The sequence below is a fragment of the Aurantimonas endophytica genome, from assembly GCF_014196845.1.
Lineage (GTDB): Bacteria > Pseudomonadota > Alphaproteobacteria > Rhizobiales > Rhizobiaceae > Aurantimonas > Aurantimonas endophytica.
This window is the reverse complement of sequence record NZ_JACIEM010000005.1, coordinates 467,987-486,951: the sequence shown is the minus strand read 5'-3', so window position 1 is coordinate 486,951 and position 18,965 is coordinate 467,987. Positions and strand designations below refer to the sequence as shown.

The following is an 18,965-nucleotide window of genomic DNA, read 5'->3' as shown; positions in this document are numbered from 1 at the left end:
GACGCCTGATTCCCCTGCACCTTCGGCCGCGCCGCCGGCGCGCAGGAGGAGCAGGACGGAGCCGCACTCGTCTCGCGCGCACGAACGGGTCCATCGACGGGGCACACGAGGGAGGCGAGGCACAATGTCGGCGCTCATGGCTTTTTCCCGCGGCATCGACCGCGTGACGACCTTCATCGGTCGCGGCGTGTCTTGGCTGGTGCTCGTCGTGGTGCTGGTCAGCGCCGGCAACGCGGTCATCCGCAAGGCCTTCGACATCTCCTCCAACGCCTGGCTGGAGCTGCAGTGGTATCTGTTCGGGGCGATCTTCATGTTGGCGGCGGCCTGGACGCTCTTGAAGAACGAGCACATCCGCGTCGACATCGTCTCGAACGTCGTCTCCAAACGCACGCGTGACTGGATCGACCTGCTCGGCCACATCTTCATGCTGCTGCCGTTCACGATGCTGATGCTCTGGCTGCTCTACCCCTACGTGCTGCAGTCCTTCATGCGTGGCGAGACCTCGCCGAATGCCGGCGGCCTGATCCTCTGGCCCGCCAAGGCGCTGCTGCTCGCCGGCTTCGCGCTGTTGTTCCTGCAGGCCATATCCGAGCTGATCAAGCGCATCGGCGTGATGTTCTTCGGTGTCGAGGACACGACCCCGATGGCATCGGCGCATGCGGAGGTCTCCGAGCTTGTCGCCCTGGCACCCGACCATCCGGAGGGTGGCGCAGAACCGCCGGTCAATCCGCCGCCATCGAAACAGCCCCGAGACGGTGGCCCGGGAGTGACCCGATGATCGAGTTCGTCGCCCACAATCTCGCGCCGATCATGTTCGGCTCGCTGATCGTCTTCCTGCTGCTCGGCTATCCGGTGGCGTTCTCTCTGGCCGCCAACGGCCTCCTGTTCTTCATCATCGGCGTCGAACTGGCGCCGCTGTCCGACGACATCAACCTGTTCTGGCCGCTGCTCGGCGCCCTGCCCGATCGCTTCTTCGGCGGCGTCATGTCGAACGACACGCTGCTGGCGATCCCGTTCTTCACCTTCATGGGACTGATCCTCGAACGTTCCGGCATGGCCGAGGATCTGCTCGACACGATCGGCCAGCTGTTCGGCCCGCTGCGCGGCGGCCTCGCCTATGCGGTGATCTTCGTCGGTGCGCTGCTGGCCGCCACCACCGGCGTCGTCGCCGCCTCGGTCATCGCGATGGGCCTGATCTCGCTGCCGATCATGCTGCGCTACGGCTACGACCGCCGGCTGGCCAGCGGCGTCATCGTCGCGTCCGGAACGCTTGCCCAGATCATCCCGCCCTCGCTGGTGCTGATCGTCCTCGCCGACCAGCTCGGCCGGTCGGTCGGCGACATGTATTCGGGCGCCCTCGTCCCGGCGCTGGTCCTGACCGGGCTCTACGTCCTCTACATCTTCGCCATGACGATGATCTATCCGAATGCCGCGCCCGCCTTGCCGAAGGAAGCGCGGACCCTCGGGCACGGCGTCACTTCGCTGATCTTCGCCGCGGCGGCAGCCGTGGTCCTCGCCTATCTGGCAACGACCTTCCTGGAGGGTCAGGTCGAGCAGGGTGCGGCGATCTGGGGCGCCACGATCGCCATCCTCGCGGTGTATTTCGTCGCCGTCCTCAACAAGGCGTTCAAGCTGCCGCTGCTGTCCTACCTGACGCAGCAGGTGATCATCGTCCTGATCCCGCCGCTGGCGCTGATCTTCCTCGTCCTCGGCACGATCTTCCTCGGCATCGCCACGCCGACGGAAGGTGGCGCGATGGGCGCCGTCGGCGCGCTCGTCCTCGCCTTCGGCAAGCGCAAGCTGAACCTCTCGCTGATGACCCAGGCGATGGAGTCGACGACCAAGCTGTCGGCCTTCGTGCTGTTCATCCTGATCGGCGCCCGGGTGTTCTCCCTGACCTTCTACGGCGTCAACGGCCATATCTGGGTCGAGGAACTGCTGACCGCCGTTCCGGGCGGCCAGACCGGCTTCCTCATCGTCGTCAACATCCTGGTCTTCTTCCTGGCATTCTTCCTCGACTTCTTCGAGCTCGCCTTCATCATCGTGCCGCTCCTGGCACCGGCGGCGGACAGCCTGGGCATCGACCTGATCTTCTTCGGGGTGCTGCTCGGCCTGAACATGCAGACCTCGTTCATGCATCCGCCCTTCGGCTTCGCGCTGTTCTACCTGCGCTCGGTGGCGGCGCGCGTGCCGTATCTCGATCGCGTCACCGGCAAGCGGATGGAGCCGGTGACGACCGGGCAGATCTACCGCGGTGCCGTGCCGTTCGTGTGTATCCAGCTGGTGATGGTGGGCCTGACGATCCTCTTCCCGCAGATGGTCATGCGCTACAAATCAGAGGCGCCTGTGCAGGATCCCTCGACGATCCAGCTGCAGATCCCGAATTTCGGCGGCGAAGGCGGGCTGCCGCCGCTGGGCGGCGCATCGGGCGTCGGCAACGGCGGGCAGCAGAACAACCCGCTGGGTCTGCCGCCGCTCGGCATGCCGCCCCTCGGCGCACCGCCGGCTGATGGGGCAGCGGCACCTGCGCCTGGCGGCGCGACGCAGCAAGCGCCCGCGCCGGCAGCCGCCCCTGCCCCATCGATGGGCCTGCCGCCACTCGACTTCAACAATGCTCTGGGTAGCGGAGCCCAAGCTCCTGCGGCGCCGCCAGCGGCTCAGCAGCCGGCACCGGCGTCACCAGCGCCGCCGGCATCCTCCGGCCAGAGCGCCCCGATCGACCTGTCGCAGCCGCCGAGCTTCCAGTAAGGCGAAAAGCCAGCCGCTCCATTCCCGCCGCCTCGACGCGCAGGAACGGGTTCAGGCGGCCCGGCGCTGCGCGTCGAAACTGGGTGCCGGCTTTGATTCGACTGCCGCACCAAGGATGCCGACGGCGTGCGCAAAGCTCGCCGCCTCCGCCCGCGCGTGATCGAGTCCGGCAACGACCGTGTCATCCAGCGTGAAGATTGTGCCCCCGTGAACGAAGGGGGCCAGGTGGGCCGCGCATTGCGACAGTCCCACAGGCAGGCGCAGCGTATCGCTGGTGCCGATGATCGCCTCGATGCTCCGGGCAACACCGTTGCCGATCGCAGTGATGGCGCTGGCGACGAAGCAGCGGTCGCCGCGAGGGGCGAGCCGCGCATCGGCCGCCAGCAATTGATCGGTGACGAGGGCCGAATAGGCCGAGAGCGGCGAGAAGCGCACGGGGATCAGCGCCCGCTCGGCAAGGCCCGCTGCGGCACGGACTGTCAGCTCTTCCTCGCCGGCGTCGATGATGGCGAGCGCGCCGCGCCGCCACGCCTGTCGCAGCGCTCGTTCGATGGCAGCGATGTCGGCGGCGTGTTCATACTGGAGAAGCGGCGGATGCGCGCCCTTGGCGGCCCAGCCGGCGAGTTCCCCATGCGCCGCGGCATCGACCAGCATCACCGGGATTTCGGCCGCGGCAGCAACGCTCGCGAGGGTCAGCGCGACCGTCGCGCTGCCGGAGGCCTTCAGGGATCCGACGGAGATGACAGAGAGCATGATCGGCCTCGTCGCAGGGCATCGCGCCGCGTGAATTCTGCGGGGCGGTTCTGCCGCCCGATCAGGCGGTGCCGAGAGGCCTGCTGCCGATGCGGCGCAGAATCCCGTCCATCGTCCGATCCGTCGAAGTCTCCGACCTTATGGTTAACCAAGGGTTAACGTTGTGTGCCGGCGAATGTCGCCGCCACGGAAAAGGCCCGGAGCGCTTCCGCCCCGGGCCTTCCATGGTCTCGACGTTTCGGGCGGGATCAGCCGCCCTGCTGCGGCACCAGCGCGCCTTCGCGCTGCTTGATCATCATGAAGGTGTCGAACGTGTATTCGCCGACCTGCTGCCAGAGATAGGTGTCGTTCCGGAACGCCACCATGGAGTCGTAGATCTTCTTGAAGGCCGCGTTCTGGCCGTTGATCTCGGCATAGACCTCCTGCGTGGAGTCGAAGCTCGCCTGCATGATCTCCTGGCTGAACGGGCGCAGCTGCGCGCCCTGCTGGACCAGCGTCTTCAAGGCCGTCGGGTTCTTGTAGTCGTACTCGGCGAGCATCTCGATCGTCGAGGCGCGCGCGGCCGTCGCGAGCAGGCTCTTGTAGGCATCCGGCAGAGCGTCGTACTCGGCCTTGTTGGTGAAGAAGCAGAGCGCCAGGCTCCCTTCCCACCAGCCCGGGTAGTAGTAGTACGGCGCGACCTTCACGAAGCCGAGCTTCTCGTCGTCATAGGGTCCGATCCACTCGGCGGCGTCGATGACGCCCTTTTCGAGCGAGGGATAGATGTCGCCGCCGGCGATCTGCTGCGGCACAACGCCGAGCTTCTGCATCGCCTGGCCGGCGAGGCCCGCGATGCGCATCTTCAGGCCGTTGAGATCGGCGACCGTGTTGATCTCCTTGCGGAACCAGCCGCCCATCTGGGTGCCGGTGTTGCCGCCCGGCATGTACTGCAGGCCCTGGCCATTGAAGTACTCGTTGAGGAGCGTGATGCCCTCGCCGTAATAGAGCCAGGCATGCAGGCCACGGGCGTTCAGCGTGAACGGCACCGTCGCGCCGAGCGCATAGGTCGGGTCCTTGCCCACATAGTAGTAGGACGCCGTGTGGCACATCTGGACCGTGCCGTCGGTGACGGCGTCGGCGGCCTGCAGGCCCGGCACGATCTCGCCGGCGGCAAAGACCTGGATGTCGAAATTGCCGTCGGTCGCCTCACGGACGTATTTGGCGAGATCCTCGGCGCCGCCATAGATCGTATCGAGCGATTTCGGGAAGGACGAGGTGCAGCGCCACTGCACCTTTGGCAGCGACTGGGCGATGGCCGGGGCTGCCAGCGCGCCGGCACCGGCGACGCCGAATGCGCCGACGGCACTGTTACGGATAAACTTGCGGCGGTTCATGAGGACGGACTCCCTGGGTCCCACCCGGTCTTGGAGCAGGTGGCGACGAATTGTTAAAGCTGGTTTGATGCGAAACCCGGCGACGGGTCCCTGATGCGTGGCTCCCTACCCGCCGGCTTCACCGGCGAGCCCTGCCTGATCGTAGGCATCCCTGCGCATTTTGCAACGCACGCGTCGCGTGTTCCCCAAGGAGAAGCGGAAGCCGCGGAGAGCGGCTTCCGCGCAGATGTCAGAGCGCGTTCTGGCGCTGCTGGACCATCATGAACGTATCGAAGCTGTACTCGGAGATCTGCGCCCAGAGATAGGCGTCGCGCTTGAAGGCGTTCTGGCTGTCAAGCAGCGTCTTGTAGTCGGCATTGGTGGCGGAGATTTCCGCGTGCACTTCGTTGGCCGCCTCGAAGCTCGCCTGCATGATCTCCTGGCTGAACGGGCGCAGCTGAGCGCCTGCAGCCGCGAGACGCTTCAGCGCCATCGGATTGCGATAGTCGTAGGAGGCCAGCATCGAGCCGTTGATCGCCTGGCAGGCCGATTCCAGCATCGCCTTGTAGGCCTGTGGCAGCGAATTCCACTGCTCGAGATTGAACATCATGTGCAGCGCTGCGCCGCCTTCCCACCAGGCGGGGTAATAGTAGTACTGGGCGACCTGCTGGAAGCCGAGCTTCTCGTCGTCGTAAGGACCGACGAACTCGACGGCATCGAGCGTTCCCCGCTCCAGTGCCGCGTAGATGTCGCCCGCCGGAATCTGCTGCGGCACGACGCCGAGCTTCTCGACGACCCGTCCCGCCAGTCCGGCGATCCGCAGTTTCAGGCCACGGAGATCGGCGAGCGTGTTGATCTCCTTGCGGTACCAGCCGCCCATCTGCGCACCGGTATTGCCGGCCGGCAGGCCATAGACGCCGGTCTTGCCGTAGAACTCGTTCAAGAGGTCGTTGCCGCCGCCCTCGTAAAACCAGGCATTGAGCTGGCGTGCGTTCAGTCCGAACGGAACCGCGGTGCCGAAGGCGAAGGCCGGGTCCTTGCCGACGTAGTAGTAGGAGGCGGTATGAGCCATCTCGACCGTGCCGTTCTGCACAGCGTCGAGCGCCTGCCCCCCGGGCACGATCTCGCCGGCGGCGAACATCTGGATCTCGAACTGACCGTCGCTCGCCTCGCGGACATAGCGGGTCAGAAGCTCGGACGCGCCGTAGATCGTGTCCACGGACTTCGGGAACGACGAGGTGCAGCGCCAGGTGATCTTGGGCCGCTCCTGCGCGATGGCGGGAGCCGCCAGGCTCACCGCGCCGATGCCGACCGCGCCGGCGCCGATCGCGCTCTTGGCCGCACCGCCGATGAATTTGCGTCTGTCCATTGTCGCCTCCCGGGAACGAACGCGCCGCCCGAAGGGGCGGCGTGTGTAACTGCGGCAAATTGGTCGCCGTCTTGCCCGCGATCCTACGCAGGCGGCCCCGAAACGCAAGTCAGGGTTCTGCACCCGCCGCTCGGCCGGCGGACGTGCCGGCCACAAAAAAGGCGGCGATCCCGAAGGACCGCCGCCTGGTATGTCCGCACGTCGAGGAGGATCAGGTCAGGTCCTGCTTCTTGGCGTCGTCCTTAGCAGCCTCGCCGGCCGCGCGAGCGACGCTGCCAGCCTTCTCGGCAAGCGTTTCGCCGGACTTGGTGTCTGGCTTCAGACCCTTGGCCTCGGCTTCCTCGCTGGCCGCCTCGTAGGCGGCGCCAGCGACGTGTTCCGCGCGGTGGAGCGTGTCGCGGCCATAGGCGACGGCATCATCACGCACCTTGTCGCGCATGCCGCCGACCAGCTCGTCCTCGCGGCGGGTCGCCGGCAAGGCTGCGCCGATCGCAGCACCGATCGCCAGTGCCAAGGCACCGAAGACCAACGGCTCGTCATGCATCGCATCGATGATCGTGCGCTGGGCGCGACGGCCCGTGCGGTAGGCGCCCTGGCCGGCATGACGAGCGCCTTCCCAGGCCGCGCTGCCGGCATGACGGGCCGCATCGGTCGCGTCATGGGATGCACGGCGCATGGCGTCCGTGGCCGAACCGGCGGCGTCGCTCGCGGCTCCGCCGGCGCGGCTGGCCGCGTCTCCGACGGATGACGCAAGATTGGACGCGCCGCTCTTCACGGAGCCGGCTGCACTACCGACGGCGTCGGAAGCGCTGGAGGCGCCGGACTTGATGGTCCCACCCACCGAGCCGTGGCTGCCGCCCGAGACATTGGTCGACGACGTCGAGGCCACGCCGCCGACCGGCGGCGTGCCGCCCTGCGGATAGGCGGGCATTGGACGACCGCCGCGCGGCATGGCGCCGGCGCCTGCCGATCCGGCAGGGAATGCGCCTTCGAAGTCGTCATACTCGCGATCATCGCGCCAATCGCCGTAGCGGTTGGCGAGGCGCTGGCTTTCCGAGCGTACGCCGTCGCCGAGGAAGAGCCAGGCGAGGCCTGCCCCTACCAGGCCGAGGGCCAGCGGATTGTCACGAACCTGACGGCCAAAATTGTTCACGGCATCCGCGCCGCCGCCCTCGCGGACATAGCCGGAGAGTTCGTCGACGATCTGGCCGACCGACAGGCGGCCGCGCAGTTCATCGAGGGTGGAGTCGAGCTTGGACCGATGCGATTCGGCCTCCTGCTCGAGGCGGGTTGTGTTGTCGCTCATCGGATCTGCTCCTTCACGAGCTGGCCGTCCTTGCTCAACTGGTTGGTCGAGCGGTCGGGCATGAGATTGCTGGGGGCGAGGTCGCGGCGGCCCTTGGCGAGAAGCGCCATGCCGATGGCGGCAATCACGACCCCGACGAGAAGTGCGGCCCAGGCGTCGCCGATGACGTCGCCAAGCGCGACGATCAGGGCCTGCGCCAGAACGAAGAGGGCGACCAGCAGGCAGATGGCACCGGCGGCAAGCGAGCCGCCACCCATCTCGAGCTGCCGCACCTTGTCCGAAATTTCGGCCCGCACGAGGCGGCTTTCAGTCCGGACGAGTTCACCGGTCTCGCGGATCAGATCCGTGATCAGGTCGGTGACTGAACGGGATTCGCGCGGTTCAACGGACATTGCTGCCTCCGGGTGCTTTGGGGGTGATGCCCGATGGGGAAGTGGACGACGTGGAAGCGGTTCCCGACGTCGAGCCCTCATAGCGAGGCTTGCCGGTGAGCGGGTCGTTGCCGGCCGAGAGATTGCTCGTTCCGGGCCTGGAAACCGTCGCGGCTCCGACGGCCGGATCCTGATGGCGCTGCTTGCCCGTCACCGGGTCGACGCCTACGGGATGAGCGCCCTCGACGGGGCGCGGCTGGTCGCCATAGGTCGGCGCATATCCGCTGGCACCTGCCGCCGAGCCAGGCCGTTCGCCCGACGATGACGTGCTGTCGCCATAATCCTGCGAGGTGTGCTCGCCGGAGGCGCGGGCAAAGCGCCCAAGCGCCACGCCGGCAAGCGCGGCACCGACAAGGAACGTCGTCGGCCGACGGCGGGCGAAGCTTGCAACCGACCGCGTCAGGTCCTCGATGCTGTGCCCGTGAATGCTGCGCGACGCGTCCTCCAGTCCGCCGGCGACCTCGCGAACGAGCTTGGAGGCCATGGACTGGTCGCGGTCGCCCAACTCGTCGGACGCCTTGCGCACTGCGGCGGCGAAGTCGTCGAGGCCACCGGCCACCGTCTCCTTGCCCGTCTCCGCGCCTTCGTAAGCCCGCTCCTTCGCCTTCCCGGCGAGGTCCCCGGCCTGCTGACGGACCGTTTCGCCCAGCTTGCGGGCTTCCTCACGGGCAGCGCCCGCTTCCTGACCGGCGCGATTGCGCGCCGCGTCCAGATCTTCGCGCGCCCGGTCGGGCGCTGATTTGTTGATATCTGACATTGTGGTCTCCTCAGCTGAGTCCCAGGAGTGAAAGGACGGCGAGGACCACGACGATCAGGCCGATAAGATAGATGATACTGTTCATGATATTTCCTGCCTCGTGTCGCGCTGGGACTGACGGACACGCGATAATTTCGCCGCTCCGGCTCGTCCGGCTCTAAGGACCAATCACCGAACAGTGAGATGGTTCCGGGTCGATGGTTGACTACCGGCCTGTATTGCGGAGCGAAGCACACCGAGAATCACTGTCGCAGTACTTTGCCGATACCGTCGACAAGCCGGGCGGGCACGCTTATCTGGCGGCTACCGGAACACTCGAAAGACTGCCATGCCGCTCGATCCGATCCTCGTTGCCGTGCCCGCCGATGTCCGGGAGTTCGAGAATTATCGCTGGCACGCGACTCCCGACACCTACCTGAAGGCGCTGACCCGGGTGGCGGGCGCCATCCCGGTCATCGTGCCGGCGCTTGCCGACGAGTTCGACGTCGCGGCGCTGCTGTCGCGCGTGGACGGCTTGATGATGACGGGCTCGGCTTCGAACATTCATCCGGATCGCTACGGCATGGAGCCATCGACGGCACACGAGCCGTACGATCCGGCGCGTGACCGGCTGACCGAGGCGCTGATCCACGGCGCCATCGAGATCGGCCTGCCGCTCCTCTGCATCTGTCGGGGGCACCAGGAATTGAACGTTGCGCTGGGTGGCACGCTGGCGACGGAGATCCAGGAGGGCGAGGGCCGGATGGATCACCGTGCGATCAAGCACGACGAACAGCGGGAACGCTTCGCCGTGCGCCATCCAGTCGCCGTCGCGCCCGGCGGCGTGCTGGCGGGCATCGTCGGCGACGACGAAATCCGGGTGAACTCGCTGCACCGCCAGGCGATCGACCGGCTGGCGCCGGGGCTCGCCGTGGAGGCGGAGGCGGAAGACGGCACGATCGAGGCGGTTTCCGTCGAGGGCGCGAAGGGCTTCGCCCTCGGCGTGCAATGGCATCCGGAGTACTGGGCGGAGAGCGACGCAGCTTCAGCGGCGATCTTCCACGCTTTCGCCGCCGCGTGCCGGGCCTATGCGTCGGCACGCGCGGAATCACCGCGTGGCTGAGGTCACCGTCTGGTTCGACGGCGCCTGTCCGCTGTGCCGGCGGGAGATCGCGCTCATGCGTCGGCTTGATCGCCGAGATGCGATCGCCTTTGTCGATGTCGCCGATGACAATGTCGCCTGCCCCATCGACCGGCGTGAATTGCTGGCGCGATTCCACGCGACGGAAGATGGCAAGCTGCTCTCGGGCGCCGCGGCATTCGCTGCCATGTGGCGGGCGATCCCGAAGCTTCGGCCGCTGGGGCTTGCGGCCCGGAACCCGCTGGTCCTGCGGTTCCTCGAACGGTCTTACCTGCTGTTCCTCAAGGGCCGACCGCGCCTGCAGGCGCTGCTATCCCGGCCCGGGCCGTAGAAGCGCCCGGCTCAGACCGTCTGCAGGGCCCCGCCGAGGAGCAGCAGCCCGACGAGCAGCAGCAGCAGCGCGCCGGCGATCTCCACGACCGTCGTCACCGCCCGGTAGCGCGACCCGCCGAGCTGCAGCGCGAACCCTTTTGCAAACACGGCAATGGCGGCGATGGCGGACACCGTGATCGCCGTCCCGAGCGCCATGGCAAGCACCGAAAGGATGCCGCCGAGATAGAGCCCGTTCACCAGCGCGAAGGTGAGGACGACGATCGCGCCGGAGCATGGCCGGAGGCCGACCGCGAAGACCGCCGAGACGGCGGAGCCGAAGGTGACCTTTTCCGAAAGCGATTTCGGGTCGGGCATGTGGCTGCGCCCGCAGCCGCAGTCATCCTCGGAATCGGTGCAGATGTCGGCGGCTAACGCGCCCGAAGCAGGCTGCATCAGCCGGGTGCCGCCGGATGCTTCGGCCCGTTCGGGCGCGGCGAAGGCGAGAGCGCCCATCGCGCCGCTTTCCCGGTATCCGCCGGCGGGAGCGAAAGCTAGGGAGCCGCCCCCCTTGCGCCAGTCGCCCGCGAGGGCAGCGAGCTTGCGGACCAGCAGCCAGGCTCCGAAGCCGGCGACCAAGGCGTAGGAGACGAGCTCCAGAAAGTCCGTCGCATCGGTCATCGAGACCGCCGTGCCGCGCAGGATGAACCAGCCGGCGCCCACGATGACGAGTGCCGAGACGGCCTGGACCATCGAGGAAACGAAGGAAAGCATGATGCCGCGGCGCAGCTCGACCTCGTTGGCCAGAACATAGGCCGAGATCACCGCCTTGCCGTGGCCGGGCCCGGCGGCGTGGAACACACCGTAGGCGAAGGACAGGCCAACCAGGAACGGCAGCGCCAGGCCGTCGTCCTTCAAGTCGATCAGCGCGCCGCGCAGCGCCGTGAAGAACTCGCGCTGATAGACCGCGATCTGGGTGAACAGCCCGCCCAGGAGACCGCCTGACGGCTGCGCCGTGACCTCGGCGCTGCCGATGCCGAGCGACGAGCGCGCCAGCGCCGGCCCGGCCGTGACGAGCGCGACCGCGAGCAGGGCGAACAGGATCAGCTGGCGGGGCCGCATGAGACCTCGATGCGCGTCGCCAGAACCTGGGAATAGTTGATGCCGTCCTCGGGGATCGATTCGTCCGGGCCGAGACTGGCGACGGACTCCATCCATTGCTGCGCCGCTGCGTCCGCATCCGGGACGACATATTGCTTGGTGCATTGCTTCGGCATGTCGATGAGCTGGAAGTCGGCTTCGCTGGCGACGTCGAAGGCGACGAAGAAGGTGTCGTCGAAATTCGCCACCGTCAGCTTGCCCGCGGCGAGACCCACCGGCTCGGCCGCCCGCATCTCGAAGAACATCAGCAGCTGGCCGTCTTCATACAGCGTGTGGATCACGTCCGGCGGCGTCAGCTTTACCGAGCGGCCGGCGGTTTCGACGAAAGTGTAGAAATCCCACTCCGCGATGGACTCCTTCACCGTCGTGCCGATCTCAAGAAGCTCGTCCTGGTCGAGCGTGCCGTTGGCGTTCTTGTCGAAGTCGACCAGCACGGAGGAGGAGAACAACTCGTCCATCCGCCACACATTGCGCACTGCCGCGAGGCGCGAATCGGGCGTGCCGACGATCTCGACCTTCGCCTCGGCGAAGACGTGCGGATGGGCAAGGGCCGGAGCCGCCGTCCCCACGATCGCCATCAGCGCCACGGCGCCGAGCATACTGCACTGGTTCAAAGGCCGAATCCCCTCCAGAGTCACCTTTTCCAAGACACGACAAGAATGGCCGAAGTTTGAAGAATCGAGCGGGCCGTGGCTGTCAGCGCAGCACGACGACCTGCGCGCCGACATTGACCCGCTCGTAGAGGTCGCGGACGTCCTCGTTGCGCATCCGGAAGCAGCCGGCCGAGGCGGCGCTGCCGATCGAGCGGGGGTTGTTGGTACCGTGGATCCGGTAGGCGCCCCAGCCGAGATTGATGGCGCGTTCGCCGAGCGGGTTCTTCGGGCCAGGCCCGACCGATTGCGGCAGGCGCGGGTTCTTCTGGCGCATCGACGGGGTCGGGGTCCAGGTCGGATTCGGCCGCTTCTTCGACACCCAGCTCTTGCCGAACCATTGCTCGCTCGGCTTGCCGACGGCGATGTCGTAGGCGAGCGCCCGGCCGTTGCCGGTGACGAGGTAGAGCTTGCGCTCGGACGTCCGGATCACGATCGTCCCCGGCTCGCCCTCGACGGCGAAGGCGATTTCGGCGGGCCCCTCCCCGGTCGCGGCGAACGCTGCGCCAGAGACGGCGAGGATGGGAAGAATCAGGGTGGCGAGGATCAGGTGACGCATGACCGGCAAGCTACGGTCAGAGCGCTGAACTTTGCGTAAAAGCCGGAAGCCTTCGGCTTAGTGCTCGTCCCTGGACCGCCCGTCGCATTTGCGGAACCAGCTCGCCAGATAGTCGACGAAGAGGCGCACCCGCGCCGGCAGGTGCCGGCGATGCGGGAAGACGGCATAGATGCCGGCCTCGCTCGGCATGTAGTCATCGAGCACGGTGACCAGCCGGCCGGCTTCCAGATCCTTGCGCACGACGAAGGTTGGGCTCAGCGCAAGGCCGAGCCCGGCGATCGCCGCCGCCCGCACGGTGACCGGGCTGTTGGCGGTGAACTGCCCGGAGACCGTGACCGGGATCGTCTCCTTGGTCTCGGGGTCGCGGAAGATCCAGTTCGAGAACATGCGGGAGTTGGAATCGATCACCGCCGGGAAGCCGGCGATCTGCGACGGGTGAGTCGGGCGGCCGAGCCGCTTCAGGAGATCCGGACTGCCGACGATGGCGAAGTCGAGCGAGGCCAGGCGGCGGGCGATCATCGCCGAATCGGCGAGGCGGGTCATGCGGATCGCAACGTCGAAGCCTTCCTCGACGAGATTGATGAAATTGTCGTCGAGATGGACGTCGAGGCTGATGTCCGGATGGTCCTTGGCGAAATCGACGAGGCTGAGCCCCAGTTCTGCGTCACCGAAGGTGCGGGCGGCGGAAACGCGGATCGTACCCTTCGCCTCGCCGGTCGCCTCGCGCGCCTCCTCGTTGAGGCTCTCGAGGTCCGAAAGGATCGCCGAAGCGCGCGACAGATAGACCTCGCCCGCCGCCGTCAGGGCGATCTGCCGAGTCGTGCGGTTGATCAAGAGGACGCCGAGTTCGTCCTCCAGTTCGCGCACATATTTCGACAACAGCGCCTTGGAACGGCCGGTCTTGCGGGCGGCTGCCGAGAAGCCCTCGTTCTCCACGACCGAGATGAAGGCGCGCATCCGCGTCAGCGTGTCCATCGAATGCACCTTGCTCCAGGCTTGCGTGGTGTTGCCGCCGGTCCACGGCAGCGGCCCTTCCTCCGCCGGAAGGGACGAAAAATCAACCGGCAACGGAATTTCCCACTTGTGTATGACAGGGCGCCCGCATACATCGCGCCTTGCCCCATGTCGCACGTGCCCGTGGGCGTCCCCCGGCCCTCAAATGCGAGGTCACCGGGACGGTACCTGGACGTAACACACCCAGTCGGTTTCGCCGCATCGCGGAATCGAGGACGCCTTTAAGCAACGACGGTCCGGGCCTTTCTGGTCTCTCCTGGTCTCCATCGCCAGGAATACTGAAGAGGCACACCATCATTGCCTGAAGTGCGGCGGGTCCAAGCCCACCATGCCATGGCAGATTGACTCCGGCGACGGACGCGACGCGTTCGAAACCGGCCATCGTCGCGTCTCGCGGAGAGACCGCCCTGTCATGCCGTTTCGGCTGGCACGGGGGGAATCCGAGCGGTCGCTTCTTGTCGACCTTTCGGTTCTCGGGAGAGCCCCATGGCCACGCAGCGCATCCTCGACTTCCTCGCCACCCGACGTCCGGAAGGCCCGTGCCTCGTCGTCGATCTCGACATCGTCGAGAACAATTTCCACGCCTTCCGCAAGGCCTTGCCGGATTCGGCGATCTTCTACGCGGTGAAGGCCAATCCTGCTCCCGAGGTGCTGCGTCTCCTCGCCTCGCTCGGCTCGAACTTCGACTGCGCCTCCGTCGCCGAGATCGAGATGGCGCTCGAGGCGGGCGCGACGGCGCGGCGCATCTCCTACGGCAACACGATCAAGAAGGAGCGCGACATCGAGCGCGCGGCCGCTCTCGGCGTGTCGCTGTTCGCCGTCGACTGCGTCGAGGAAGTCGAGAAGGTCGCCCGTGCGGCGCCCGGCGCCCGCGTGTTCTGCCGCGTCCTGACCAACGGCGAAGGCGCCGAATGGCCGCTGTCGCGCAAGTTCGGCTGCGTGCCGGCAATGGCGATCGACGTGCTGCTTGCAGCCGCCCGCCTCGGCCTCGTCGCCACCGGCATCTCCTTCCATGTCGGCTCGCAGCAGACCGACACCAACGCCTGGGATGCGGCGATCGGCGACGCCAAGTTCGTCTTCGAGGCGCTGGCCGAGAAGGGCATCGTGCTGACGCTGGTCAACATGGGCGGCGGCTTTCCGACCCGCTATCTCAAGGACGTGCCGGCCGCCGAAGCCTATGGAAGGGCGATCTTCGAGAGCCTGCGCCGGCATTTCGGCAACCGGCTGCCGGAGACGATCATCGAGCCCGGCCGCGGCATGGTCGGCGACGCCGGCGTCATCAAGGCCGAGGTCGTGCTCGTGTCGCGCAAGTCGGCGACCGACGAGAACCGCTGGGTGTATCTCGACATCGGCAAGTTCGGCGGCCTCGCCGAGACGATGGACGAGGCGATCCGCTACCCGATCGTGACCGCCCGGGACGCGGACCTCATGGAGCCCTGCGTCCTCGCCGGCCCAACCTGCGACTCGGCGGACGTCCTCTACGAGAAGAAGCCCTATCCGCTGCCGATCACCCTGACGGTGGGAGACGAGGTTCTGATCGAGGGCACCGGCGCCTACACCACGACCTACGCGTCGGTGGCGTTCAACGGCTTCGAGCCGCTGCGCGCATACGTGATCTGAGCGGCATGACGACCCGCCTCGAACGACGACGGAGCGACATGCTCCGACGCTGACCCGGCGCTGCGGCGCCGGGTCTTCGCCCGCGCCGTATTGCCCGGCTCGTTCCTCTCGCCTCCGCATCCCTGGGGGTCTTCATGTCCGCATTCCAGCATGCCGGCTGCTTCGAAGTGGCCGCACCCTTCTTCGCCATCCGGCCGGAACTGCCGGGCGACGTCGCTGCGCGCGAAGCGCTGCTCGACGCCGCCATGGGTCCGGGCCGCACCCGCAAATCGTCCGAGGCCCTGCGCCGCGGCCGCCTGCCCGCGCACGGCCTCAGCCTGGCAGCGATCGCCGCCGATAGCGCCCTCGTCGGCACGGTCCGGCTGTGGGAGATCGCCGCCGGGACGCGCGGCGGCGCGCCAGTCCCGGCCCTGCTGCTCGGCCCGCTTGCGGTCGATCCCGGCCAGCATGGCGCAGGCATCGGCGGCGCGCTGATGCGCCACGCCATCGCCGAAGCCGCGCGGCTCGGCCACGGCGCTATCCTGCTCGTCGGTGATCCGGAATATTACGGCCGCTTTGGCTTCTCGGCCGCGGCGACCGGCGCGCTTGCCATGCCCGGCCCGTTCGAGCAGCGGCGCCTGCTGGCGCTGGAACTGCAGGTTGGCGCGCTTGCCGGCGCGACCGGGCGCATCACTGCCACCGGTCGGCTGCAGGGCAACGGCGCCCTGCTCGAAGCGGCGGCCTGAAGGCCGACACCTGTAGGCCGGGCTGACAGCCCGGCCTCCTCTCTCAGCCGGTAATGTCGACGACGCCGGCCTCGCCGGATTCGCTGCCGAAGGCGAGGAGCCGGCCCTTGGCGTCCCACCCCATGGTCCGCACAGGACCGGTGCCGCCACGGCGCAGCAGCGCTTCCTTGGCGTCGGCGAAGCGGACGGCGAGGATCATCCCGTCCTGGTAGCCGATGGCCACCATGTCCTCGGTCGGATGGCAGGAGACGGCGGTGACCATCGTGTCGCCGCGCGTGCCGAGCTCCAGCGGCGCCTTGCCCATCGGGCCGTCGCGGCCCGAGAACGGCCAGAGGATCGCCGCCGGTGCGCCGCTGGTCGCCAGGAACTTCCCCTTGGCCGAGAACGACCAGTCCTTCACCTTGGCCGGATAGCCGGTCATCTTCATGTGCTTGCCGTCCTCGACCCGCCAGCCATGCAGCGCGTTCTCCTGCATCAGCGTGACCAGGAAGCGCCCGTCCGGCGAGAAGAGGACGCCGAGATGGGCGCCCTTCCACTCGAGCGAGACCGGTACGGCCCCTGTGGCCGGGAAGAACATCGAGGCGCCGTCGTAATGCGCCGTCGCCGCCCGCAGCCCCTTCGGTGCAAAGGCGATGTCCTCAACCGTGCGGGCATGGGGAACAGTCTTCAGCGACCCGTCCGGCAGCCGCACATACGCGGTGCGGCCCGAAGCAAAGCCGATGGCGCCCTTCGGCCCGCCGGCGACCGCACCAATCCACTTCGAGCCGATCGATGCCAGTTCCTCGGCTTGCCCGCCGGGCGAGATGGCGACGACCCGGCCATCCTCGCCGCCGGAAAGGAGCCGCGCGCCGTCCATGTCGAGGCGGGCCGAGAGCAGCCCGCCTTCATGCGCGACGACGGAGCGCTCCCCGCCGGCCGGAAAGCGCACGGTGCCGTCCGCGAGGGCGAAGACCGGCTCGTCTTTCAGGAAGGTCGCGGTCTGGACGAAATCGGCGAATTCGTAAGCCGCGATGGACGGCATCAGGCGTCGGCCCGCTGCCGCGCCGCGCAGGCCTCGAACTCCGCCGACAGCGCCTCGGCATCAAGCTCGCGGCCGATGAAGACCAGCCGGCTCTCCCGCTTCTCGTCGGCACGCCAGGGACGCTGGTGGTCGCCCTCGACGATCATGTGGACGCCCTGCACGACGTAGCGGTCCGGATCGTCGGCGATCGCGATGATCCCCTTCAGCCGCAGGATGTTCGGGCCCTGCTCCTGGGTGAGGGCCTGGATCCACGGGAAGAACTTCTTCGGGTCGACCTCGCCGCCGCGCAGCGAAACGGAAGTCACGGTAACGTCGTGGATGGCCGCCGGACCGTGATCGTGCCCGTGATGGTCATGGCCATGATGATCGTGGCCATGGTGGTCATGCGCGTGCCCGTGGTGGTCGTGACCATGATCATGATCGCAATCCGGACCGCAGACATGATCGTCATGCGCCTTTTCGGCTTCCTCGAGAAACTCCGGATCGGCGTCGAGCACCCGCTTCAGGTCGAAGGCCCGCTGGCCGAGAACCCGCTTCAGGTCGATGGCCGCGCGCTCGGTGCGGTGAATCACGGCGTAGGGGTTGATCGCGCGCACCGTCGCCTCGATCTTGGCGAGTTCCGCGGGCGTCACGAGGTCGGTCTTGTTCAGGAGGACGACGTCGGCGAAGGCGATCTGGTCTTCGGCTTCGCGGGAATCCTTGAGCCGCAGCGGCAAATGCTTGGCGTCGACCAGCGCGACCACCGCGTCGAGACGGGTCTTGGCTCGCACGTCCTCGTCCATGAAGAAGGTCTGCGCCACCGGCACCGGGTCGGCGAGACCCGTCGTCTCGACGATGATCGCGTCGAACCGGCCCTTGCGTCGCGTCAGGCCTTCGACGACACGGACCAGGTCGCCGCGTACCGTGCAGCAGACGCAGCCATTGTTCATCTCGTAGATTTCCTCGTCGGACTCCACGATCAGATCGTTGTCGATGCCGATCTCTCCGAACTCGTTGACGATGACGGCGTAGCGCTTGCCGTGGTCCTCGGACAGGATGCGGTTGAGCAGCGTCGTCTTGCCGGACCCGAGATAGCCGGTCAGCACGGTGACGGGGATCTGGTCGAGATTCTGGCTGGCAGTGTCGGACATAAGGAAGCTCCGTCTTGGGACGGGCAGCATATAGGCCCGCGCTGAAGCGAATGCACGGGGGCCGTCGCTCCCGATCGTCAGTTTCGGTCGTCGGGCGCCAGCCGGTCGAGGTCGAATTCCAGCACATCGTCGAGAAACGCCAGGAACGCCGACGCCTGATGCTCGGCGATCGCCGCCCCGATCTCCGCCGTCGCCAGGCGCGCATCGCCGACGACGCCGGCCGTATTGAGGTCGCGCGCCATCCAGCCGAAGCCGAGCCTGCCATGCGCCCGCAGATGCGCCGCCTCCGTTGACAGTGTGTCCTGCAGCGACGGGAAAGCCGCGATCGCTTCGCTGCGGACCAGATCCGGCCGGAAATGCAGCATCAGCGACGTCTCCACCGCCCCGCCATGGATGCCGGAAGCGATCTCCGCCGGCGGCAGCAGCCCATCCGGATAGCCGAAGCGCAGCCAGGAGCAGGTGGCCACCAGCACCCCGTGCGCCCGCCGCAACTCCAGCGCCGCCGTATCCATCACCGGCGTGTTGCCGCCATGCGCGTTGACGATGACGAGGCGGCGAAAGCCGGTGGCGGCGAGCCCGGCGCCGATCTCGATCAAGGCCGATGTCGCCGTCTGCCAGCCATGGCTCAGCGTGCCGGCGCAGTCGGCATGCTCGGTCGACTTGCCGATCCGCGAGGTCGACAGGAAGGTCACCGGGCGATCCTGCGGCAGCATCGAGAGGAGCATCGCCACCATCGCGTCGGAAAGGATCGCGTCGGTGCCGAGCGGTAGATGCGCGCCATGCTGCTCCACGGCGGCGATGGGGATGACAGCGACCGCGTCGGCCAGCGATCCCCACTCGGCGGCAAGCTCGGCGCTGGTCATCTCCTCGTAGATCGGCCGCATGCGCGCGCCTCCTTCTGTCTGCTCTGATGCCCCGCCCGGCGCGGCGAAGGCTTACG

Annotated in this window: 19 protein-coding genes; 6 read left to right on the top strand and 13 right to left on the bottom strand. The window is 67.5% G+C overall.

Annotation, left to right across the window (positions count from 1 at the left end; genetic code table 11):
* Positions 1-124 precede the first annotated feature (124 nt).
* Positions 125-778 (top strand): TRAP transporter small permease subunit, encoded by a 654-nt coding sequence (locus tag GGR03_RS19825; RefSeq protein WP_183210492.1) that lies wholly within the window; start codon positions 125-127, stop codon positions 776-778.
* Positions 775-2,748, top strand: coding sequence for a TRAP transporter large permease (locus GGR03_RS19820; protein ID WP_183210491.1), 1,974 nt, complete (start codon positions 775-777; stop codon positions 2,746-2,748). Before GGR03_RS19825 ends, GGR03_RS19820 begins: the two co-directional genes overlap by 4 nt.
* 51 nt (positions 2,749-2,799) lie before the next feature.
* Here the strand turns inward: GGR03_RS19820 and GGR03_RS19815 are convergent, their stop codons facing one another.
* The 6 genes from GGR03_RS19815 to GGR03_RS19790 form a co-directional block, all read right to left on the bottom strand.
* Positions 2,800-3,501: a chromosome partitioning protein ParA gene (locus GGR03_RS19815; RefSeq protein WP_183210490.1), complete on the bottom strand. Its 702-nt coding sequence runs from the start codon at positions 3,499-3,501 to the stop codon at positions 2,800-2,802.
* Positions 3,502-3,749: 248 nt separating this feature from the next.
* A complete protein-coding gene (locus GGR03_RS19810; RefSeq protein ID WP_183210489.1) occupies positions 3,750-4,874 on the bottom strand; it encodes a TRAP transporter substrate-binding protein in 1,125 nt (374 codons plus the stop codon).
* 229 nt (positions 4,875-5,103) lie between these two features.
* Positions 5,104-6,222, bottom strand: coding sequence for a TRAP transporter substrate-binding protein (locus GGR03_RS19805; protein WP_183210488.1), 1,119 nt, complete (start codon positions 6,220-6,222; stop codon positions 5,104-5,106).
* Between the two features lie 211 nt (positions 6,223-6,433).
* On the bottom strand, positions 6,434-7,528 hold the full coding sequence (locus GGR03_RS19800) for a DUF3618 domain-containing protein (protein WP_183210487.1): 1,095 nt from the start codon (positions 7,526-7,528) through the stop codon (positions 6,434-6,436).
* Positions 7,525-7,920 carry a phage holin family protein gene (locus tag GGR03_RS19795; RefSeq protein ID WP_183210486.1) on the bottom strand — a complete coding sequence of 132 codons (396 nt, stop codon included), beginning with the start codon at positions 7,918-7,920 and terminating at the stop codon, positions 7,525-7,527. Before GGR03_RS19795 ends, GGR03_RS19800 begins: the two co-directional genes overlap by 4 nt.
* A complete protein-coding gene (locus tag GGR03_RS19790) occupies positions 7,910-8,716 on the bottom strand; it encodes a F0F1 ATP synthase subunit B family protein (RefSeq protein WP_183210485.1) in 807 nt (268 codons plus the stop codon). The genes GGR03_RS19795 and GGR03_RS19790 overlap by 11 nt, the downstream gene beginning before the upstream one ends.
* A 328-nt stretch (positions 8,717-9,044) precedes the next feature.
* Here GGR03_RS19790 and GGR03_RS19785 point away from each other — a divergent pair, with 328 nt between their 5' ends.
* A complete protein-coding gene (locus tag GGR03_RS19785) occupies positions 9,045-9,818 on the top strand; it encodes a gamma-glutamyl-gamma-aminobutyrate hydrolase family protein (protein ID WP_183210484.1) in 774 nt (257 codons plus the stop codon).
* Positions 9,811-10,167, top strand: a complete 357-nt coding sequence (locus tag GGR03_RS19780; RefSeq protein WP_252920315.1) for a DCC1-like thiol-disulfide oxidoreductase family protein — start codon at positions 9,811-9,813, stop codon at positions 10,165-10,167. Before GGR03_RS19785 ends, GGR03_RS19780 begins: the two co-directional genes overlap by 8 nt.
* Before the next feature lie 11 nt (positions 10,168-10,178).
* On the opposite strand, the gene GGR03_RS19775 is transcribed toward GGR03_RS19780, so the two are convergent.
* From GGR03_RS19775 to GGR03_RS19760, 4 genes are all read right to left on the bottom strand, one after another.
* Positions 10,179-11,267: a nickel/cobalt transporter gene (locus GGR03_RS19775; protein ID WP_183210482.1), complete on the bottom strand. Its 1,089-nt coding sequence runs from the start codon at positions 11,265-11,267 to the stop codon at positions 10,179-10,181.
* Positions 11,249-11,920: a DUF1007 family protein gene (locus GGR03_RS19770; protein ID WP_246368256.1), complete on the bottom strand. Its 672-nt coding sequence runs from the start codon at positions 11,918-11,920 to the stop codon at positions 11,249-11,251. The genes GGR03_RS19775 and GGR03_RS19770 overlap by 19 nt, the downstream gene beginning before the upstream one ends.
* Before the next feature lie 82 nt (positions 11,921-12,002).
* Positions 12,003-12,515 carry a L,D-transpeptidase gene (locus tag GGR03_RS19765; RefSeq protein ID WP_183210481.1) on the bottom strand — a complete coding sequence of 171 codons (513 nt, stop codon included), beginning with the start codon at positions 12,513-12,515 and terminating at the stop codon, positions 12,003-12,005.
* A 57-nt stretch (positions 12,516-12,572) separates the two neighbouring features.
* Positions 12,573-13,490 (bottom strand): LysR family transcriptional regulator, encoded by a 918-nt coding sequence (locus GGR03_RS19760; RefSeq protein WP_183210632.1) that lies wholly within the window; start codon positions 13,488-13,490, stop codon positions 12,573-12,575.
* Positions 13,491-14,015: 525 nt separating this feature from the next.
* Between GGR03_RS19760 and odc2 the strand changes: the two genes are divergently transcribed.
* Both odc2 and GGR03_RS19750 read left to right on the top strand, forming a co-directional pair.
* A complete protein-coding gene (gene odc2 / locus GGR03_RS19755) occupies positions 14,016-15,149 on the top strand; it encodes an ornithine/lysine decarboxylase (RefSeq protein WP_183210480.1) in 1,134 nt (377 codons plus the stop codon).
* A gap of 134 nt (positions 15,150-15,283) precedes the next feature.
* Positions 15,284-15,874, top strand: coding sequence for a GNAT family N-acetyltransferase (locus GGR03_RS19750; RefSeq protein ID WP_183210479.1), 591 nt, complete (start codon positions 15,284-15,286; stop codon positions 15,872-15,874).
* Between the two features lie 43 nt (positions 15,875-15,917).
* On the opposite strand, the gene GGR03_RS19745 is transcribed toward GGR03_RS19750, so the two are convergent.
* From GGR03_RS19745 to GGR03_RS19735, 3 genes are all read right to left on the bottom strand, one after another.
* Positions 15,918-16,895 (bottom strand): WD40 repeat domain-containing protein, encoded by a 978-nt coding sequence (locus tag GGR03_RS19745; protein WP_183210478.1) that lies wholly within the window; start codon positions 16,893-16,895, stop codon positions 15,918-15,920.
* Entirely contained in the window at positions 16,895-18,025 is a 1,131-nt protein-coding gene (locus tag GGR03_RS19740; protein WP_183210477.1) for a CobW family GTP-binding protein, read from the bottom strand. Before GGR03_RS19740 ends, GGR03_RS19745 begins: the two co-directional genes overlap by 1 nt.
* Positions 18,026-18,102: 77 nt before the next feature.
* On the bottom strand, positions 18,103-18,909 hold the full coding sequence (locus tag GGR03_RS19735) for a creatininase family protein (RefSeq protein ID WP_183210476.1): 807 nt from the start codon (positions 18,907-18,909) through the stop codon (positions 18,103-18,105).
* Between the last annotated feature and the right edge of the window lie 56 nt (positions 18,910-18,965).